Genomic DNA, 19,679 nt, shown 5'->3' on the forward strand with positions numbered 1-19,679 from the left:
ACATTTTCGCCACTGGTAGCCAGGAGGGCCACCCGGCGACAGTGGTGTCATGAACCATGCGGGACCGCTCGACGTGGGCGAGGAAGAAGGGGCCAGGCTGCTGACGGCCGCTGCGGACCTGGTCGTACGGCACGCGAAGGAGGTGGCCGAGGGCCCGGTGGCGCCGCAGGAGTCCGGCACCGCATGGCTGCGCGAATGGCTGGCCGGCCAGGACTTCGAGGCGGCGAGGGCACCCGCCGAAGCACTGCCCGAGGTGATGGAGGCGCTGCGCCGCTGGGGGGTGCACACGACGCACCCCCGCTACTTCGGCCTGTTCAACCCCACCCCCACCTGGTGGGGCGTGGCGGGCGAGCTCGTCGCCGCCGGGGTCAATCCACAGCTGGCCGCCTACAGCCACGCGCCCGCCGCCGTCGAGATGGAACGGCACGTGCTGCGCTTCATGGCGGGAAGGCTTGGGCTGCCCGCCACCACGGAGGGCGCCTTCACGGTGGGTGGCGCTGAGGCCAATCTGACGGCGGTCGTCGTGGCCATGACCCGCGAGTTCACCACCTATGCGAGGTCGGGACTCTCCGGTCTGCCCGGACGGCCCGTGTTGTACGCCTCCGCCGAGAGCCACCTGGCCTGGCTCAAGATCGCGCACATGACGGGACTGGGCCGCGACGCCGTACGGCTGGTGCCCTCCGACGCGGCGCACCGCATGGACACGGCCAGGCTGCGCGAGATGCGCGCGGCCGACGTGGCGGCCGGCCTGCACCCCTTCCTTCTGGTCGGTACGGCGGGCACGACGGCCGGAGGCGCGCTCGACCCGCTGCGCGAGCTGGCCGCCAGGGCGCGGGAGTGGAGACTGCACTTCCACGTCGACGCGGCGTGGGCGGGCGCGGTCGCGCTGTCCGACACGCTGCGCCCACTGCTGGCAGGGGTCGAGCTGGCAGACAGCGTCACGGTGGACGCGCACAAATGGCTGTCGGCGCCGATGGGCGCGGGCATGTTCCTCACCCCGCATCCGGCGGCCCTCTCGCAGAGCTTCCACGCGACGACCTCGTACATGCCCGCCGAGACCGAGGACGCTCCCGACCCCTACGCCACCAGTGTGCAGTGGTCACGCCGCTTCGCCGGCCTGAAGGTCTTCCTGGCCCTCGCCGTCGCGGGCAGGCCTGCCTACGCCGCGCAGCTCGAGCGGGATGTGCGGCTCGGAGAGCTGCTCGCGCACCGTCTCGCCGAGGACGGCTGGTCGCGGGTCAATGACACCCCTCTGCCCGTCGTCTGCGTGGCGGCTCCCGAGGCCGAGACGGAAGGCCATGAGCGCAGCGCCGCCTGGCACGCGGCCGTCGCCGATCACGTGGTCAGGAGCGGTGCAGCGTGGCTCAGCACGGTCCGGCTCGCGGGGCGTCCCGCCATCCGCCTGTGCGTGACCAGCCATCGAACGGGCCCCGCCGACCTCGAGGCCGTGGTCAGCGCGCTCGCCGAAGCCCGCAAGAGGACGCGGATCGCCTGATCGAGCCCGTCGCGTGCGAAGAAGCCGTCGGCGGCGGCGCAGGCACAGCCTTTGTCGGCGGGTGCGGCAGGCTCATGCGGGGACGGAGGCGGACGGCGCGACCAGCGGATGTCATCGGCATTTCGCCATCGCTACGGCCTGTCGCCATCAAGTCCGTAACAGCAATTAATGGTCGACCGATTTGATCCGACTCGCCAATGCCTCATCACTGGTCCGTTCCTCAGGAGAAAACGTGCGACGTCGCCCTCTCGTTCTTTTGGCCACCGCGGCGCTCATGCTGGTCGGTACCCCCGCCTTCGCGGCCGGCAAGGCGGCCCCGCCCGCCGGTGACCCCGCTCGCGCGACCCTGCTCGCCCGCGCCACGCTGCCCGCCTACACGCCGGCCCCCGGTCCGCCCACCGGCGCCTTCAGCGACCCCAACAACGGCATGACGCCCCCCTACCCCAGCCAGCTGGTGCTCGGGATCTCGTCCATGCTCCTCGACAGCAAGGGCGCGTTCTGGGCCATGCCCGACAACGGTTTCGGGACCAAGGACAACTCGGTGGACTTCCTGCTCCGGCTTTACCGCTTCACACCACACTGGGAAACGGCCCGCGGCGGAGCCGGGACCATCGACGTGGGCCGGTTCCTCTCACTCCGCGACCCGGATCACAAGATCCCCTTCAAGATCGTCAACGACGGCACCGCGGACCGGCTGCTCACCGGCGGCGACTTCGACGTGGAGTCGGTGACCCGGACCCCCGACGGGTCGATGTGGGTCGGTGACGAGTTCGGGCCGTTCCTCCTGCACTTCGACAGCACCGGCAAGCTGCTGCAGGCCCCGATCGCCCATCCCTCGCTCAAATCCCCGAACCACCCGACGTTGGCGAACGGGGAGCCCACGACGGTGCAGGGCAGCCGCGGCTTCGAAGCCCTCGCTTCCTCTCCCGACGGACGCTTCCTGTACCCCGCGGTGGAAGGCCGGCTGACCAACGACGCCAACCCGTTCCGGCGCTACATCTACGAGTTCGACGCCCAGAAGAACCAGTACACCGGTCGTTCCTGGCAGTACCGGACGGACGGCGAAGACTACCGCATCGCCGACATGCAGTTCCTCGACGCCAACCGGGCCATCCTGATCGAGCGCGAGGACGACGAGGGGCCCAAGGCCACCTTCAAGCGCGTCTACCTGATCGACCGGCGCAAGACCGACGCGGACGGCTACCTCGTCAAGACCGAGGTCGCCGACCTGCTGAACCTGCGCAACCCTGCCCACATCGGCTCGGACGACCCCGCCGGGGGATACGGTCTCGGCGACCCCTTCAAGTTCCCCCTGCAGTCCGTGGAGGCCCTGCTCCCTCTGCCGGGCAACAGGATCGCCGTCATGCAGGACAACAACTTCCCGGACAGCGCCGGCCGTGTCCCGGGTAAGACGGACGCCACCGAGATGATCGTGATCGGATTCCCGAAGCGGTAGTACCGAAAGGCACCGGACGGGTCTGTCCCCGGAGCCGCTGTGCCCAGGCGGCGACCAGCCTCAGAAGCATCGAACAGACCGGCGTCGCCTGCCTGACGGCTGACGGGCCGTGGGACCGCTCGCGGCAAGCAGAAGGCCCCAACCGGTCGGTGATCCGGTCGGGGCCTTCTCGCGCGACGCATGGAGATTCGGTGGTGATCGCGGTTACTGGGCGAAACCGGTGAAGTACCCGCGAACCCAGTCGACGGAACGCCTGCGCCTCCCGGCGAGTGCGGCGAGCTTGGGATCGGGGTGCGCGCACAGCTCCTCCAGGAGGGAGAAGGCGGCGCGCACGTCCTCCGACGGGGGCCTCCTCGTCTTCTCCTTCCACTTCGCGATCCCTCCCGCGTCGGCGAGATGTCGTTCAAGGCCGAAGACGACCCCCTTGCGGACACGCGGTCCACCCGACGAGAGCAACTCGCCGATCTCGGCCCACCGACACTCCGACGCGAACTGAGCCGTCAGGCCGGCGGCGCAGCGCTCCGTCACGACGGCTCTGCCGTGCAGGCCCGCGCGCAGCGCCTCCTCGGAGGTCGGCCGGGTGTCCGGATGGCGCATGAGGCGGCCCAGGGCGAACGCGGCCTCCCCGCCGGGGTCCATCGTGAACCGCAGCTGGCCGCCGTGCTCAGGTACATGCACCGCCGTCCTGGAGGACAGCAACGCCGACAGCTCCTCGACGAGGTCGAGCGCCATGCCCTCGTGCCGGGCGAGGTCCGCCGCGGTCCGGCAGGCGTGGTGCAGCACGAGCAACGCGTCGTCGGAGAGCAGCCGCCGGAGCAGTTCCCCGGTCGCGGCCGGCTCCAGATCCTCGCCGTCCAGCGCGTCCCAGATCCATCGGCCCGGTCCGCGGCGGTAGAGGTCGACGGCCTGCCGCGCATCTCCGCGGCGCAGGTACTCCCGTACGGCCGACGCGCGGTCGACGGCGGGCGGCCGCGGCTCGACGACGGGCGGATCCCCGTCGAAGCGCGCCGACTCGACGGCGGCGCCGCCGAACACCGCCCCGTCGAGGACGGCCCCGGTGAAGTCGGCCCCGGTGAGATCGGCGAGGCTGAGATCCGCCTCCCGCAGGTCCGCCCCGCGGAAGTCCGCCCCCGGCAGCTCGGCCCCCCGAAACGACGCGCGGACGAGCCGGGCGTCCCGGAAGACCGTCGCGTCGCCGTCAGCCAGGTCGAACGTCGCCTCCTCCAGGTCCGCCTCCCGGAAATCGGCGTGGGAGAGGTGAGCCCTCCCGAAGCTCGCCCGGGGCAGGCTGGCCCGCCGCCACCAGCTCATCGTGGAGTGCGCGGCGTAGAAGGCGACGGCCTCGCCGACGGCATCCTCGAAACCGCACTGGAAGAGGGTGACACCGTTGAACCCCGCCCTGTCACACCGGGCACCGGTGAAGTCGCAGTCCATGAGATGGGCCTCGGCCAGGCGGGCTCCGGACAGATCCGCCCCGGAGGCGTCCAGGAAGTCCGCCTGGAGGCGGGCCAGCCCGGCTCCGGAGAGGTCGAGATCCCGCGCGGTGACGTCTTCGAGCCGGATCCGCCCCCGGGCGGCCTTCTCGAGCTCCTCGCGCGTGACCGGGCGCCGCTTGGGGGTCATCGTCCTCCATCCGTTACGGAAGGGTATGGCTTCGGCCGAAACCGGCGGTAGGCAGGCTACGGCGCAGGGCACGGCCTTGATGTCGGGGCGCCCGAAGCGGGGGTCGGCGATCCAGTGGGCGGTCAGGCACAGGCCTTTGGCGTGCCCGGAGTCGACCACCCACCCGCGGGGGACACAAGCCCCCACGGATACGCTTCGCTGTGATCGGGTCGGGACCGGCCGTTTCAGTGGTTGACGTCGAACGAGACTGTCCTGTGTGGAGCCCGTCGGAGCACTTCTTGGAGAAGTCTCTGGTGCCGCCGGGCCGGACCAGACTGGGATGCGGAGGTAGCCGCTACGGCATACCCGAGCCATAATCTAGGCGGCACAGTCAGCGGCTGTTCACGGTCGGCGGGGCCGAACGCACATCTCCCGTGCTTGTACATCGAGGCGCCAATCGGTGACGAGGAGGCCGATGTGGCAAGACGAACGCGGAACCGGTACACCCGAGCAGCGGCCTTGGCGGCCGGTCTCGTTGTCCTGACGGCGCCTGCGGTCACAGCCGGCACGGCAACGGGTAACGGTGCCGCGCTCGGCGACGCAGGCAACCGGGCAACACCGGCCGGCATCGCTGAGTGGGTGGTGGACATGGACGCCACCAAGTTGCGCGAACTACTGGCGAGCGGCCAGGTCACCTCGGTCCGATTGGTCAAGGCATACCAGGCACGCATCGACGCTTACGAGCAGGCGTATGCCGACCAGCCTGGCGTCAATGCGGTCATTCGCACGGACCCGACGGCAATCGCCGATGCCGCCCGGCTCGACGCCGAACGCCGGCAGGGGCGCGTCCGCGGCCCGCTGCACGGCATCCCGCTCCTGATCAAGGACAACTACGACACCGAAGACCTGCCCACATCCAACGGCTCGCTGGCGCTGAAGCACTGGCGCCCTGCCGATGACGCCGAGCAGGTCGCGCGGCTGCGCGCGGCCGGCGCGATCATCGTCGCCAAGACCAACCTGCACGAGTTCGCCTCCGGCGTCGAGACCATCAGCTCGCTTGGCGGGCAAACCCGCAACCCCTACGACCAGACCCGCAACCCGGGCGGCTCCAGTGGCGGCACGGGCGCCGGCGTCGCAGCCGGCTTCGGCGCGGCCGGCCTGGGCTCAGACACCTGCGGCTCCATCCGCAGCCCGGCGGCGCACAACAGCCTGGTCGGCTTGCGGCCGAGCCAGGGCCTGTCCAGCCGCGACGGCATCGCGCCTCTCTCCGACACCCAGGACGTCGGCGGCCCCATCGCCAAGTCAGTCAGCGACATCGCACTGATCCTGGACGCCACCGCCGGATACGACCCGGACGACCCGTCCACCAAGGCGTCCATCGGACGGATCCCCCGCACCTACACCGCCGCGCTGGGCGACGCCGCTCTGGTCAACGCCCGCATCGGCGTGTTCACCGACTACCTGAGCACGTCAGGGCCCGCGCAGGTGACGACGGCGCTGGTCCGGGCGGCCGTCGAGGACATGGCCTCGCAGGGCGCGACCGTCGTCGATATACCGGCCCAACCCGCGCTGACGTCGGCGGTGGACGCCTCCAGCGTGTTCACCGATGAGACCGAACGCGACCTCAATCGCTACCTGGCGGCGCCAGGCTCACGATTCCCACGCTCGCTGGCCCGGCTGGAGCCACCGGCCGACATCGTGACCCTGGCCGACATCGTCACCTCCGGCCAGGTCACGCCCACGGTCCTGACGCGACTCAAGGCCCGGCTGGGCAGTTCGACCGGCCCGCAAGACGCTTACCACCAACGGCTGGCCCGGCGCGCGCAGGCGCAACAGCTGCTCCACAAACTGTTTGAGGACAACGACCTGGACGCACTGGTCTACCCGGCGGTCTCACAGCAGGCCGCGCCGATCGGGCAGCCTCAGGAGGGGCTCAGGGTCTGCGCCCTCGCCGCCAACACCGGGTTCCCCGCCCTGACAGTCCCAGCCGGCTTCACACCCGACGGCATGCCGGTGGGAGTCGAACTACTAGGACGGCCGTTCAGCGAACCGACACTGCTCGGGCTCGGGTTCGACTACGAGCAAGCCACACATCACCGCCGACCACCGGCAAGCACTCCGCCCCTGAACTGACCCCGCCAGCATGGAGGATCTGCCGTCTAGGCGCGCGCCTAGGTTTCCAGCCAGAGAAAACCCAGGTGCCTCGCCCGGCCTGGGCTCCAGCACGTTCCTCCAGGGCAAACCCGCCGGGCGCTCCGTGGCCAGCGGGAAAGGCGCAGCTGGTACGGCGGATGCCCGACTTCCTCAGACACCCCTGCGCGTGAACGGCGCCAGCCGGGGATTTCGTCAGTTTTTTCATGCCCTTACGTGCGGGCGCGCGAGCGAGAAGCGCCAGTGAGGTGCAATTGGCGGTCCAGCAGGACCCTCCAGAAACCTGCCCAAAGTCTGACCAGGCGGCCCGGCTCCTTCACCGTCCGGCTTCGCCCCAGCGGGTGGTGAATGCCCGCAAGGCGCGCTGCGGCTCAGCGGGCTCCAGCGCCTCAACCTCCCACTGCGGCGGCCGCTCGAGGTCGAGATCGTGGCGGGCGGCAAAGGCAGGCCAGCGGAGGCCGTCGCGCCTGCTTTCGGCCGCCGGTAACCCGTAGGGGCGGACCTGCTCGTGGGTGAGCAGGATGCGTTCGGCGTGCGCCCAGCAGCCGGTGCGGGCGATTCAGTCTCGTTCGATGTCTTCACCCGAGGCGTCGAAGTCCCCGACGTTGACCTGCGGGTTCTTCACGGTAGGCCAGACGGTCCAAGCTGAATCATCTTCCTGTACACGCAGGTCAGGCCCTACTTCGTTGGATACACGGCCGAAAATACGAGGCCCCCTCCCGGGGGCCGGAACACGTTTTCCGGCCCCGGCCCGTGCGTCCGTCGAGAGCGCTATACACGCCATACGCCCGAAATATAGGGATTTGTAGGGTTCTCTGCCCCTCATATCGATGTCACCGTTGGGGCAGCCCTGGCCGGCCACGGCTCCTTGCGCTTGCAGACAAGGAGTCATCGCGCATGAACCCCAAAACCACGCTGGGAGCGTTCGCTCTCCTGACGGTCGTCGCCATGGGCGCGACGGCGCCGGCGAGCGGCGCGGAGGCCACGAGCACGGTGTCCCGGCACGCCACCGCACGCAGTGCGGGCACGGACGGGAGCCTCTCCTCCGGCCAGGCGCTCCTGGGCTCAGGCAACAGTCACTTCAACGGCAACCCGGTGACCATCCAGACCACGTACTCCGCGGGCCTGTACTCCCTGAAAGACCCCACCCGCCCCGGTCTGAGCTGCGGCCGTCTCAACGGCCCCGTCTTCACCAAGACGACCGACACCTGGGGCGACGGAACCGGCACCAGTCTGGAGACCGCCTGCGTCGACGTCATGTTCGCCGCGCAGAAACACTGGGACATGCTGCGCAACTGGCTGGGACGCAACGGTGTCGACGGAGCCGGCAACTCCTACCCGGCGGTCGTCGGCATGAACGACGTCAACGCCTACTGGGACGGCACCCGCGCCGTCTTCGGCCACAACAGCGCCCACACCAAGCAGCTCACCTCACTCGACGTGGTCGGCTGGCAGTACGGCCGCGCCGTCTATGAAATGTCCGGTTCCAATGACGGGAACGGCACGGAGGCACAGGATCTCAGCAAGTCGGCCGCCGACATCTTCGGCACCCTGACCGAGCACTACGTCAACCACCCCCTCGCCCTGGACGAGCCCGACTATCTGATCGGCGAGGAGGTGAACACGGTGGGCGCGGGACCGCTCATCCACATGTACAACCCCTCGCTGACGGGGTACTCGAACTGCTACAACTCTCTCGTGCCGCCCCTCCCCGGGGGAGCGCAGGACCACTGGTTCTACCTGCTCGCCGAGGGCACCAACCCGCCGGGCAAACCCACCAGCCCGGTCTGCGCCGGCCCGTCCACGCTGACCGGCATCGGCATCCGGAAAGCCGCCCGGATCTTCTATCTGGGGCTCCAGCGCAAGACCCTTGGCTGGTCATACGGCAGGGCACGCGTGGCCACCGTGCAGGCCGCCAAAAACCTCTACGGCTGCCCCGAGATGAACGCGACCAAGGCCGCGTGGACCGCCATCCGCGTCCCCGCCCAGGTCGGCGAGCCGACCTGCTCGATGCCCACTCCTCCTCCTTCCGCTACTCCCAGTCCTACCAGCCCTTCCGGCCCCTCCTCCTCTCTCAGCGGGATCACGGTCGACCCGCCCTCGGCCAGGGTCAGCCCCGGTGGCTCCACCACCGTCCAGATCAAGCTGTCGCCCGGCACGGCCCAGCAGGTGACCCTGTCCGCCGGCGGCAGCCCCGCGGGGACGACCGTCAGCATCGACCAATCCACCACGGCGACCATCAACGTCTCGGCCAGCACCCCCCAGGGCACCTACACCATCACCTTCGTCGCGACCTCTGGCGGCTCCACCGAGACGACCCATTTCACCCTCATAGTCGCGGGGGAGGACAGGCGATGTCTGATCAATGATCACCCCGGGTGCGGTTAGATGATCCTTCGTGGTGCGACGAGGTGAGCTGACCGACAAGGCCTGGCAACGGATCGAGCCCCTGCTGACCGCGACGGACGGCAGGGGACGCCCCTGGCGCGACCACCGCGAGGTCATCAGCGGCATCCCGTGGCGGCTGCGCACCGGAGCGCCCTGGCGGGACATCCCCCGCTACGGCTCCTGGCAGACCTGCTACGAGCGGCCTCCGGGGAGGATCGGACCGGATTTTGGCGCTAGCACCGACCGGCTCACCGTTCGCTCTGGATGCTGAGAGCGGGGGAGGGAACGAGGGCGGACCGCCGTTGGCGGTCGATGATTGGCTGGTCAGCCCGTGGACGTAGGCGTCGATGGTGCCCGCGACGTTCGCCTCGTCGTGTTCGCGGAGCATACGTAGGACGGTGGCCGGGGACGGATGCCGGCCCTTCTTCTTGCCCTTGGTGATGACGAGGCGGGCGGCGATGTCGCGCAGGCTGAGATTCTGCTCGCGCAGGTGCAGGGCCATGGACAGCATCGCGTCGTCGGTGACGACGGCGCCGATGTGTTTGCCGCAGCTGCGTGCCGATTCGTGGCCTTCCAAGGTGCGATCGCGGATGTACTCTCGTTCCATCTCCGACAGGGCCGCCAGCACGGTGAACACGGCCCCGGACGGATCGTGGGAGCCCTGCAGCTCGCCAGTGAGGGATTCCAGGCGGCGCGCAGTTACTCGGCCAGGCCCTGCCGTTCTATGGCTGTTTTTCTCGGTAGAGCATGGCACAGTCCGATTTGGCGTATGCGGCACAGCCGCATCCCCAGGATGCTCACTCGGCTGCGGAGGAACCTCGAACGCGCCCCCAAGTACCTGCGTGAGCAGCTCGACCAATCGCGTTGGGACAAGTAGCTTCGCAGCTCACCCCGCAGCAGGGCCGCCGCTTCCGACTGGAAGGGCAACAAGCCGCAGCCGCACGCGGCAACCACGGCGGCCGCCCCAAGGTGATCGACCAGGACATGCCGACCTTCGCCCAGACACTGCGAGCCAAGGGCGTCCCGGTTCCCGAGATCGCCGCCAAGCTGACCATCGCCAAGGGAAAGAACACCGGCAAACGCCCTCCGGTCGCCTCGCTGTATCGCGCCCGACGCACACGCCGATCAGTAGTCCCGGCGTGAGCCGTGCCAGGAGCTCCACAACGCCTCATAAACCCCGCCGGCCGCAATCAGCTCATCATGCGCGCCGATCTCCGCCACGCGCCCGCCCTCCATCACCACCACCCGGTCCGCATCCCGCGCCGTATGCAGCCGGTGTGCGATCGCGATCACCGTACGTCCCTCCAGCACCGCCGCCAGCGACCGTTCGGCACGCCGGGCCGTACGCGGGTCGAGCATGGCGGTGGCCTCGTCGAGGATGACCGTGTGCGGGTCGGCCAGGATGACCCGGGCCAGGGCGAGCTGCTGCACACGGTCGGGGCCGAGTTCGGTCCCGGAGGAGTGTGAACCGAGCTCGTCGTCCAGCGAGGCGACCCAGTCGGCGCCGACCGCCGCCAGAGCCTTCTCCAAGCGGTTGTCGTCGGCCGTGGGGTCGGCCAGGTGGAGGTTGTCGCGGACGGTGCCGAGGAACAGATGCTGTTCCTGGGTGACCAGCACGACGTGCTTGCGGAGCTGGGCGGGGGACAGGTCGGCGACGGGGACCGAGCCGACGGTGACCATGCCGAGGCGGGGGCGGTCGATGCCGGCCAGTAGTTTGCCGAGCGTGGACTTGCCGGCTCCCGAAGAGCCGACGATGGCCAGGCGCTCGCCGGGCCGTATGGTCAGGTCCACTCCGGTGACGACGTCGTCGGATTCGTAGGCGAAGTGCACGCCGGTTGCCACGATGTGCTCGTCCCGGGGTTCCGGGGCGGCCACAGCGGTCTGCGTCGCCGGGGTCTGGAGGCCTTCGATCCGAGCGAAGGAGGCACCGCTGCTTTGCAGCTGTTCCATCCAGATGAGGATGGTTTCGATGGGCTGCTGGAGCTGGCGAAGGTAGAGCGTGCTCGAGACCACGGCGCCGAGGGTGACCTGGCCGCTGTCCAGCAGTGCCCCGCCGAGCAGCAGGACCAGGACCGGAGGCAGGAGTGCGGAGACTTCCACCGACGGCCAGAGGACGCCGCGCAGGAAGAGGGTTCTGAGCTGGGCGACCCGGCTGCGCTCGATCCCCCTTTCGGCGGCGCGGGTGCGCCGGTCCTGGAGGCCGAGGGCTTCGATGGTGCGGGCGCCGGCGGCGTTGGCGGCCAGGTGTTCGGCCAGTTCTGAGCGGGCGGCGCCCTCCTCCAGGTAGGCGGCGCGGGCGCGGCGCAGGTACCAGCGGGAGGCGGCGGCGATGCCGGCGAGCGCGAGCAGACCGCAGGCTCCCAGCAGCGGGTCGACCAGGAAGACGGCCGCGACGAGGAAGAGCGCCTGCAGGGAGGAGATCAGTACGGCGGGGGCGGCGTCGCGCAGGGTGCGCCCGACCACGCCGACGTCTGTGGTGCCGCGGGCGGTCAGATCTCCGGTGCGGATGTGCTCGACCGTGGCGGTGGGCAGGGCGAGCACGCGGTCGAGGAGCTCCTGGCGGATGTGTTCCTGGGTGCGCTCGCTGAAGCGGGTGCCGATCTTCTCGGCATATCGGGACAGGATGAGCTGCAGCAGCGCCCCGCCCACGGCGATCGCGGCAAGGAGGTCGATCGTGCCGCCGGCGGAGATGGTGTCGATGATGCGGCCCAGCAGCCACGGGCTGACCAGGGCCGCGGCCGCCGCCAGGCCGTTGAGGAGGAGGGTGGCGGTGAAACCGGGGACGTCGCGGCGGATCAGGCGCAGGGCCGCCTGCCGTACGTGCTTGCGGTCGGCGACGGGGAGGTCGCGGATCATGACATCACCATCCGGTACGCGTTGCTGGATTCCAGCAGGTCGCGGTGGGTGCCCGTCGCGGCCACCTGGCCGTCCTCGATCAGGACGACCTGGTCCGCCTGGGCGAGCAGCAGCGGCGACGTGGTGGCGACGACCGTCGTACGACCGGCGCGCGCCGTACGAAGACGCTGCGCGAGCAGGGATTCGGTGTGCGCGTCCAGCGCCGAGGTGGGCTCCACCGCCAGCAGCACCTCGGGATCGGCCACCAGCGCCCTGGCCAGGCGTACCCGCTGACGCTGGCCGCCCGACAGGTTGCGGCCACCGGGCTCGATCATGGAGTCCAGCCCGTGGCGCAGCCCGGCGACCACGTCCTGGGCGGCGGCGACGGTGACGGCGCGGCGGATGGTCTCGTCGTCGGCCGCGCCGCGGCCCTGCAGGACCTCTCGCAGCGTGCCGGCGAACAGTGCGGCGTCGTGGTCGGCGATCAACGAGGTGCCGTCGAACCCGCCGAAGCTCTCGAGCAGCGCCACGCTCTCCTCAGGGCGCGCGCTGACCAGCCCCACAAGGCTTCCCTGCGTGACCTCCAGCCCGGGGGAGCGGGGCCGGTCGCCGGGCCGCAGCGCGAGGAGGCGGGTGACCTGCCGGGCGGAGACCAGGCCGTGGCTGATCTGGGAGCTGCCCTCGATGAAGGAGGAAACCGGAACCACGAGCATGGCGATATATCCGTACACGCCGACCAGCTCGCCCACCGTGATCGCGCCTTCTGCGGCCAGCCTGGCACCCAGCCAGGTCACTGCGGCCAGGAACAGCGCGGGCAGCCCGGCACCCAGCGCGCCGATCCAGCTCGTCAGCGACGCCACCCGGTAGCCCTGCTCGCGCAGGCACGCCGAGTCGGCGAGGTAACGCTCGGCGTAGGCGCCCTTGCCGCCGAACGCGTTGAGCACCCGCAGTCCCTCGATCAGGTCCACCAGCCGGGTGGTCAGCCTGCCCTGGCTCTCGCGGTAGCCGTTCTGCACCTTCATCAGCCGCCCGAGCAGCGGCCCGAGCACGATCGCCAGCACCGGCACGCCGAGCAGTACCACCACGGCCAGCACCACGGAGACCTGCAGCAGCAGCGCCGCCACCACCCCGTAGCTGATCACCGCGCCCACCCCGGGACCTGTCACCGTCAGCGACGCGGCGACCGCGATGACGTCGCCGATGCCGATCGTCATGACCTCGCCTGCCGAAGTGCGTTTGTTCAGGTCCGCGCCGAGAGTGTTGATCTGCTCCACCAGGGCGCGCACCGTGCGGAAGTTGGCGTCCATCCGGATCTTGGTCATCGTGCGGTGCCGCATCATCGCCAGCCAGGCGTTGGCAAGGCCGGCACCGAACAGCGCCAGCACCCATCCGGGTGCCAGGTTGTCGTCGATCGCCCTGGACAGCAGGTACGGCGGGAGCGTGAGGCCCACCATCCACAGGGCGCCCAGCGTCGCGCCCAGCGTGACCCGGCCCTTCTGTGCCCAGGCCAGCCAGCACAGATACCGAGCCGCCGCCTTCATAGCGATCACGCTAGACCATGGCTTTACCTTCCTGGCGCTCCGTCCACGGCGATGTCGCCGCGCGGCCATGGTTACTCGATACGTCTCGTGGTTCCGCTTGCGCTCCACCGCGCCGTACTGGGGGGTGGACCTGTAATGGAACCGGAACGCACGCCAGGCCGGTTCGACCCGCTCAGCAGGGGCGGCCAGGACGGAGGGCCTGAGAACGTTAACGTGCGTTTCCGTTCCATCACGGCCCGGAAGCGATCAAGGGCTCGGGATCGAGGAACCCGCGGACAGTCGTTGGCGCCGAGAACGATCTCGGTAAGCAGTCGTCTCGGTGTTTCCCAGGCGATCGCCCATGAAACAGGCCGCCCGGCAGGGAGCACCCTGGGCGAACTGCGTTTCACGGGTTGTTGCAAACGACTCGTCCTGTGAAACACACGCATGAAACGATGTCGGGGTGAGCGACGACAACTTCCTGCGCGTGGAAGCCAATGGCCGCCCCAAGGGAATCATCACCGCCTTCTACCCCCAAAGTGATTCGTGAACCAGTTCGAGCGCTATACCGAAGAATTCTGCTCAGTCTCACGAAGACAACTCGGCGAAGAACTACAGGAATACGATGCGTCTCTATTGGACCTCTTCGTTTCAGAGGAAGAGGACGGCATATGGGCAACCGCGACCGTGTCCTTGCCGGGAACGGAGAGGCCGTGGAGATTCCGTAGCCATGTCGCCGAGCGAACAGGCGCGGAAGGTTCCGACATCCTGGATTGCGGAAGCGACGATGCCTCGGTTTTCACGACTCATCTGACTGAACTCCTGGCCGCCCGGCCTTGGCCTCCACCCGAGTCTTGGCCCGCGGCGGGGGCGCCGGGAGTTGCGGAGGAGGAGTCGCCCGGTTCCGTGGAGGCCTGGCCAGGGGGGCCGCATGTCAAAGATGTCGACCTGCATAGCCTTCGCGTAAGGAATTCCGGCTACATCAAAGACATATATCTCGCCGCCTGGCGGCCACTGTTCGAATCCATCTGCAAGGATCCATGGCGCACTCTGAAGCCGGAGTTCACCGAAGACGCCGCAGGTATACGGCTCGAAGTTTCCATGTACTGCAAAGTCGGCGAAGACCGGCGACGATGGAGCCATAAAGGGCTGGTCCTCGACGCCGCCGACCGATGTGAACCTCCAGAAGTCGTCGGCAGGCGTTTCGTCACGCAGGCCGTCCAGGGCTTCGAACGTGAATCCCGGCGCAGGCCCTCGGCTGGTTGATCAGTGCACTTCTCTGTGCCGACCGCCAAGAAGCGTGTGATCATTTAACCGCACAGTGCAGCGAGTGGCAGGGGCTTTCACGCCGTAGTCGTGCGAGGGTCCCTGTTCGCTTCCGAACGCCTGGAGAACAGGATGACAAGAGCCCGGTGGCGGGAGACTGTCACGCCGGGATTCTGTGGGAGCCTGAGGCGGCGATGCCTCAGGCCACCCGACTGCAGGTCAGCAGGCCCCATGCCAGAGTGGTGCCGCAACACTTCGAGAGCGCCCCGAACCGCGTATCCGTTGTTTTCGCGGCGATCGCTACCGGGGCCCCGGCGACGGCAGCTCGGTGAACGCCCCGTAGGCAGTTTTCTGACCATCAGACGGAAATTCGGGAGGCATGGCCCCGAAAATATGACCAACCCGCCAATAGTTAACCCGAAGTGATCGTCATGTTACAAAGGCGGCGTCGCCTTCGGTATCGGCGCCTCGACTGTGGAATCCCGGGCGCGAGATGCGGTGGAGCTGTGGGATCGTGGAGGCTTTGACGCCACGTCCTGCCCGCCGTACCCGGGGATTTGTCATGGAATTTCGGATTATGGGGGCATTGTCGATACGTGACGGCGCCGAGGATCGCACCCCCACCGCTCCGAAGCACCGTGACCTGCTGGCGATGTTCGTGCTCAACGCCCGCCACCCGCTCACCGTCGAGCGGCTGCGACAGCTGCTGTGGCCGCTGGAGGAGGGCGACCGGTCAGACTCGCTGATCCGCGGCTACATCGGCCGGCTCCGGCAGCTGATCGGCAAGGACGTCATCACCACCGTGTCCGGCACGTACACGCTGGCCATCGACGACGATCAGCTCGACGTCGGCCGCTTCCGCCGGCTCGTACAGGAGGGGCTGTCCGGGCGTGACGGCGGGAAGCTGCGGGAGGCGCTGGACCTGTGGCGCGGGCCGGTTCTGGCGGACGTGGACCCTGACGCGACGCGCTGGGCCGAGACCGGGCGGCTGCGCGAGGAGCTCGAAGAGCTTCGCCTGCTCGCCCTGGAGCGCCGGATCGAGCTCGACCTGGACGCGGGCCGACACCGCGAGCTGCTGTCCGAGGTGGGGAGACTGGTCGCGCAGCACCCGCTCTGGCAACGTTTCCGCGGCCAGTTCATGCTGGCGCTCTATCGCAGCGGGCGGCGCGTGGAGGCGTTGGCCGCGTACACGGCGCTGCGCGACGAGCTCGACGGCGGGCACGCCATCGAGCTCGACCCCGAGCTGCAGCTGCTCCATCACCGCATGCTGCACGAAGATGTCATGCTGCACGTCTCCGCGGGCCCGCCGGTGCTGTTGCCGCGGGACGTCGCCCACTTCACCGGCCGCGCCGACCTGCTCGATCAGGTGTTCTCCGGCCTGGTCGTCGTGCATGGCCCAGCCGGGGTGGGCAAGTCGGCGCTCGCCGTACGCGCCGCCTGGCGGCACAGGGAACGCTTCCCCGACGGGATCCTGTACGCGGACCTGCGCGAGTCCACCCGGCCCGGCGCGATCCTGGAGGACTTCCTGCGCTGGCTCGGCTGCCCGGCCCAGGCGGTACCGGCATCGGAGGGCGAGCGGCAGCGGCTGCTGCGCACTTACACCGCCAACCGCCGCATGCTCGTCGTGCTGGACGACGCCACCGACGAGTCCCAGGTACGGCCGCTGCTCACCTCGTGCCCCACCGTGATCACCAGCCGGTCAGCGCTCGGCGGGCTGACCGGCGCCGTACGGCTGTCGCTGGGCGTCCTGGACGACGACGAGGCCCGTGACCTGCTCGTCAAGCTCATCGGCGAGGAACGGGCGGACGACGGCGGGGTGCGGGAGCTGATGCGGTTCTGCGGCGGGCTGCCCATCGCGTTGCGCATCGCCGGGTCCCGCCTGGCCACCAGACCAGGCTGGACCCCTGGTTACCTCGCGGGCCTGCTGGAGGACGAGCGCGGGCGGCTGGACCGCCTTCACTCGGGCGACCAGACGGTCCGCAGCGTGTACGCGGTCGGCTACGAGGGCCTGCCCACGCCAGCGCGCCGCATGGTGCGGCTGCTGGGCGCGCTGTCGGCCCCCGACGTCGCCGACTGGGCCGCCCAGGTCTTCGGCGACCAGGCCGACGCGCTCGTGGACGCCGGACTGCTGGAGGCGCACACCGTGGACGTGGCGGGCCAGGTCCGCTACCGCATGCACGACCTGACCCGGCTCTACGCCCGCGAGCGGCTGGTGGAGGAGGAGGGCGTGCATGCGGTACGGGAGGCGCTCGCACGGCTCCAGGTCGTCGTGATCGCCCGGGTGCAGGCGTCCCGGTTCCCGTTGGTCTCCGGTGAGCCGACCATGCGCAGCTTCGTGACCAGGGACATCAAGGAGTCGGTCGAGTGGCTCGTCGCCGAGCGCGCGTTCCTCGCCGCCCTCGTCGGCGACCTATACGGGGCCGGCCTCGACGAGGGCGCGTGGCGGCTCGCGCATCTGCTGGGCCCGTTCCTGGAACGGCGGCGCTTCCTGGACGACTGGCGGCCGGTCGCCGAGACCGGCCTCGCGGCGGCGCGGCGCACGGGTGACGCTCGCGCCGAGGCCCTGCTCCTGCGCGACCAGGGCGACCTGTGCCGGGCCGAGGGCCGGTGGGCGGAGGCGCTGGATCTGCTCACCCGGGCGCTCGGGGCGTTCACGAGCCTCGGGACGTCCAGCGGCAAGGAAGCCGCGCAGGTCCGGCGCAGGATCGGCCAGGTTTACCTGGAACAGGGCCGTCTGGACGAGGCAGAACGCCAACTGACCTCCTCTCTGCACGCCTTCAGCGGCGGGAGGGCCGGCGCCGAGGCGCAGCAGGCGCTTGGCGCGGTGCTGCGGCGGGCCGACCGCCCCGACGAGGCAGCCGACCGGCTCGCCGCCGCCGCGGGCTTCTTCGATGCTCTGGGCGACCGGCACCGGCACGCCGACACCCTGCTGGAGCTGGCCGCGGCACGGCTGGCGCAGCGGCGGGTGCCCGACGCCAGGGACTGCGCGCAGCGGGCCAGGTCCGTCGCCGTACGGCTCGGCGACCGGCTGCTGGACGCGCACGCGCTGCTGGCGCTGGCCCGGGTCAACCGGGCTGAGGGCGACCGCGACACGGCGCGCAGGCTGGCCGAGGACGCGTTCAAGATCTTCGACGGCATCGCCGACGAACCCGGCAGGGCGACCGCGCTGAACCTACTCGCCGCCCTGGTGTGACGATCTGGCGTGACGGCCTGCTCTGACGGCTCAACACCGCCTCAACACGGCCTCAACATCACCCGCGTTAGCTTCCTCTCGTCAGTCCAATGGACACATGAGAGGAAGATCACGATGACGTTCATCACCTTCCGCACCTCGATCGCCGCCCTGGCTGTCGCCGGGGCCGCAACAACCGGTCTCGTCGCCCTCCCTGCCGTCGCGGCTGCTTCGGGGGCGACCTCGGCGTCCGCGGCGGGGACCGCCTCCGGCTCCTGCAGCAAGGGCGGCGCGTACATCAACTTCACCGCGCACTACCACAACAGCAGCCGGTACCACGTCTTCACCAAGTTTTCCTGGACGATCGCCGGGAGCGGCGTGGGCAACAAGAACAACGTCGAGTTCCGGGTGAAGTACGACAACAGCCTCGGCCGCGACCCGATCTACTGGACCTGGAGGTCCCCGGACAACATCCGCAAGGGGTACTCCGAGGTCAACTCCGGCACGCGCAACGGCGGGAACCCGGTCCCGAGGAGCGGCGTCAGGGTGCCGAAGAACAAGGCGGCGTACGCGGAGTTCAAGGCCGTCTTCGACAAGAGGGGCGTCGACCCGCGCTGCGCCGGTCACACGCGCAACGTCTGATTCCGTTCGCTGAGGCAGGGCCGTGTCCTCCAGGGCGCGGCCCCGTCCGGTCGAGGGAGGTTCTCATGCGTCGTCGTCGCGTGGCGCTCGCCGGTCTCATGGTCGCGGCGGTTCTCGCCGGTGGCTGTGCCGCCGTGGAGCCGGCCCGTCCGTCCGCTCAGCCGTCGCCCGCCCCGTACGGGACCGGTCCGATGATCGTCGCGGTCTCGTCCGATGGTGTGGTGGTGGCGGATCCCGGCAGCGGATCGTACCGGGGCTACTCCTCGCGCGGGGAACTACGCTGGACGGACCGGGAAGCGTACCGCCAGGACGCGGACGCCGTCTGCGCGGCGCGCTGCCCTGACGCCGTGCTGTCCGCGCCCGCGGGCGACGTGCCGACCTGGCGGCGGCCGATGGGGCACGCCGCGCTGGGAGGCGCCGCAGGGAAGCGGGTGCTCAGCGTACGGGGGCCGTCGGACGCCGTGCTGGCCGAAAGCACGCCGGGGAAGGGCGGCTGGCTTACCCTGCTCAGGAACGGCGTGAAACGAACACGGATCCCGATCTCCAGCGCGGTGGGGCTCCTCTGGGTGGAGGACCCGGCGCGGTCGGCCGCCCTCATCGCGTACGACGACCCGGACGTCGCGGGGGCCGACATCCGCTGGTTCCGGCGCGACCGGCACGGCTGGCGGCCGACTGGACGCACGGCGCCCGCGGCGGGAGTGTGGGGGGCCTGCCTGGCGGACGGCGGTGACCTGACCGTGCTCACCGGCCCCAGCGCGCGGATGCTGGTGAACGGCCGCACAGTGCCACTCCGGACCGACCTGAGGGTCGCCGCGGAGTGCGCGGCGGGCCGGGACGGCGCGGTCGTGCTGGACCGCTGGGTGGACGAGCGGGGCGTGCGGCACACGGCCGTCCGGGGTGTCGGTGTGGACGGGCGTCAGATTTGGGCCAGGGAACTCGCCGCTGAGGCGACGGTCTCCGCCGATCCGGACGGTCGCCGGTTCGCGCTGGTCCACGATGGGACGGCGGAGATCGTCGATGCGCGGGGACGTACGACATCACGGTTCGGCGGGGTGGTGGCCGCCGCGTTCGCGGGGAAGGGCGAGCTCGTCACATTGGACGCAGGAGCACGGCCTAAACGCCTGAAACTTGGTTGAGCGGATCAGTACCGTA

At 69.8% G+C, this 19,679-nt stretch carries 13 protein-coding genes; 9 read left to right on the forward strand and 4 right to left on the reverse strand.

Annotated elements, in window-relative coordinates; all coding sequences use genetic code 11:
- Window positions 1–49: 49 nt before the first annotated feature.
- Window positions 50–1,495, forward strand: a complete 1,446-nt coding sequence (locus PKF00_RS13220; RefSeq protein ID WP_271217747.1) for a pyridoxal phosphate-dependent decarboxylase family protein — start codon at window positions 50–52, stop codon at window positions 1,493–1,495.
- Between the two features lie 232 nt (window positions 1,496–1,727).
- Complete coding sequence (locus tag PKF00_RS13225) at window positions 1,728–2,951, forward strand: esterase-like activity of phytase family protein (protein WP_271217748.1); 1,224 nt, start codon at window positions 1,728–1,730, stop codon at window positions 2,949–2,951.
- A 204-nt stretch (window positions 2,952–3,155) separates the two neighbouring features.
- Here the strand turns inward: PKF00_RS13225 and PKF00_RS13230 are convergent, their stop codons facing one another.
- A complete protein-coding gene (locus PKF00_RS13230) occupies window positions 3,156–4,574 on the reverse strand; it encodes a pentapeptide repeat-containing protein (protein WP_271217749.1) in 1,419 nt (472 codons plus the stop codon).
- Between the two features lie 417 nt (window positions 4,575–4,991).
- On the opposite strand from PKF00_RS13230, the gene PKF00_RS13235 reads away from it, so the two are divergent.
- Both PKF00_RS13235 and PKF00_RS13240 read left to right on the forward strand, forming a co-directional pair.
- A complete protein-coding gene (locus tag PKF00_RS13235; RefSeq protein WP_271217750.1) occupies window positions 4,992–6,686 on the forward strand; it encodes an amidase in 1,695 nt (564 codons plus the stop codon).
- Window positions 6,687–7,601: 915 nt separating this feature from the next.
- Window positions 7,602–9,092 (forward strand): M4 family metallopeptidase, encoded by a 1,491-nt coding sequence (locus tag PKF00_RS13240; RefSeq protein ID WP_271217751.1) that lies wholly within the window; start codon window positions 7,602–7,604, stop codon window positions 9,090–9,092.
- Here PKF00_RS13240 and PKF00_RS45185 read toward each other — a convergent pair.
- Entirely contained in the window at window positions 9,067–9,729 is a 663-nt protein-coding gene (locus tag PKF00_RS45185) for a serine integrase family protein (protein WP_425582164.1), read from the reverse strand. The two genes, PKF00_RS13240 and PKF00_RS45185, sit on opposite strands and share 26 nt — an antisense overlap.
- 227 nt (window positions 9,730–9,956) lie before the next feature.
- Between PKF00_RS45185 and PKF00_RS13255 the strand changes: the two genes are divergently transcribed.
- Window positions 9,957–10,235 (forward strand): hypothetical protein, encoded by a 279-nt coding sequence (locus PKF00_RS13255; protein WP_271217753.1) that lies wholly within the window; start codon window positions 9,957–9,959, stop codon window positions 10,233–10,235.
- On the opposite strand, the gene PKF00_RS13260 is transcribed toward PKF00_RS13255, so the two are convergent.
- Both PKF00_RS13260 and PKF00_RS13265 read right to left on the reverse strand, forming a co-directional pair.
- The gene (locus PKF00_RS13260; RefSeq protein ID WP_271217754.1) at window positions 10,218–11,948 is read right to left on the reverse strand and encodes an ABC transporter ATP-binding protein; all 1,731 of its coding nucleotides are present in this window, start codon (window positions 11,946–11,948) and stop codon (window positions 10,218–10,220) included. The two genes, PKF00_RS13255 and PKF00_RS13260, sit on opposite strands and share 18 nt — an antisense overlap.
- Window positions 11,945–13,468 (reverse strand): ABC transporter transmembrane domain-containing protein, encoded by a 1,524-nt coding sequence (locus PKF00_RS13265; RefSeq protein WP_271217755.1) that lies wholly within the window; start codon window positions 13,466–13,468, stop codon window positions 11,945–11,947. The genes PKF00_RS13260 and PKF00_RS13265 overlap by 4 nt, the downstream gene beginning before the upstream one ends.
- A 525-nt stretch (window positions 13,469–13,993) precedes the next feature.
- Here PKF00_RS13265 and PKF00_RS13270 point away from each other — a divergent pair.
- The 4 genes from PKF00_RS13270 (at window position 13,994) to PKF00_RS13285 (ending at window position 19,663) form a co-directional block, all read left to right on the forward strand.
- Window positions 13,994–14,713, forward strand: coding sequence for a hypothetical protein (locus tag PKF00_RS13270; RefSeq protein WP_271217756.1), 720 nt, complete (start codon window positions 13,994–13,996; stop codon window positions 14,711–14,713).
- 562 nt (window positions 14,714–15,275) lie between these two features.
- The gene (locus tag PKF00_RS13275; RefSeq protein WP_271217757.1) at window positions 15,276–17,906 is read left to right on the forward strand and encodes an AfsR/SARP family transcriptional regulator; all 2,631 of its coding nucleotides are present in this window, start codon (window positions 15,276–15,278) and stop codon (window positions 17,904–17,906) included.
- A gap of 114 nt (window positions 17,907–18,020) precedes the next feature.
- Window positions 18,021–18,527, forward strand: a complete 507-nt coding sequence (locus PKF00_RS13280; RefSeq protein WP_271217758.1) for a hypothetical protein — start codon at window positions 18,021–18,023, stop codon at window positions 18,525–18,527.
- 65 nt (window positions 18,528–18,592) lie between these two features.
- The gene (locus tag PKF00_RS13285) at window positions 18,593–19,663 is read left to right on the forward strand and encodes a hypothetical protein (protein WP_271217759.1); all 1,071 of its coding nucleotides are present in this window, start codon (window positions 18,593–18,595) and stop codon (window positions 19,661–19,663) included.
- Window positions 19,664–19,679 lie beyond the last annotated feature (16 nt).

Origin of the sequence: Streptosporangium carneum (assembly GCF_027922005.1) — a bacterium.
Lineage (GTDB): Bacteria > Actinomycetota > Actinomycetes > Streptosporangiales > Streptosporangiaceae > Streptosporangium > Streptosporangium carneum.

What these genes read in the sequence shown, in the direction of transcription:
- PKF00_RS13220 (WP_271217747.1), top strand. Translation starts at nt 50, where the DNA reads ATGAACCATGCGGGACCGCTCGACGTGGGCGAGGAAGAAGGGGCCAGG.
- PKF00_RS13230 (WP_271217749.1), bottom strand. Translation starts at nt 4,574, where the DNA reads ATGACCCCCAAGCGGCGCCCGGTCACGCGCGAGGAGCTCGAGAAGGCC.
- PKF00_RS13240 (WP_271217751.1), top strand. Translation starts at nt 7,602, where the DNA reads ATGAACCCCAAAACCACGCTGGGAGCGTTCGCTCTCCTGACGGTCGTC.
- PKF00_RS13260 (WP_271217754.1), bottom strand. Translation starts at nt 11,948, where the DNA reads ATGATCCGCGACCTCCCCGTCGCCGACCGCAAGCACGTACGGCAGGCG.
- PKF00_RS13265 (WP_271217755.1), bottom strand. Translation starts at nt 13,468, where the DNA reads ATGAAGGCGGCGGCTCGGTATCTGTGCTGGCTGGCCTGGGCACAGAAG.
- PKF00_RS13275 (WP_271217757.1), top strand. Translation starts at nt 15,276, where the DNA reads ATGGAATTTCGGATTATGGGGGCATTGTCGATACGTGACGGCGCCGAG.
- PKF00_RS13280 (WP_271217758.1), top strand. Translation starts at nt 18,021, where the DNA reads ATGACGTTCATCACCTTCCGCACCTCGATCGCCGCCCTGGCTGTCGCC.
- PKF00_RS13285 (WP_271217759.1), top strand. Translation starts at nt 18,593, where the DNA reads ATGCGTCGTCGTCGCGTGGCGCTCGCCGGTCTCATGGTCGCGGCGGTT.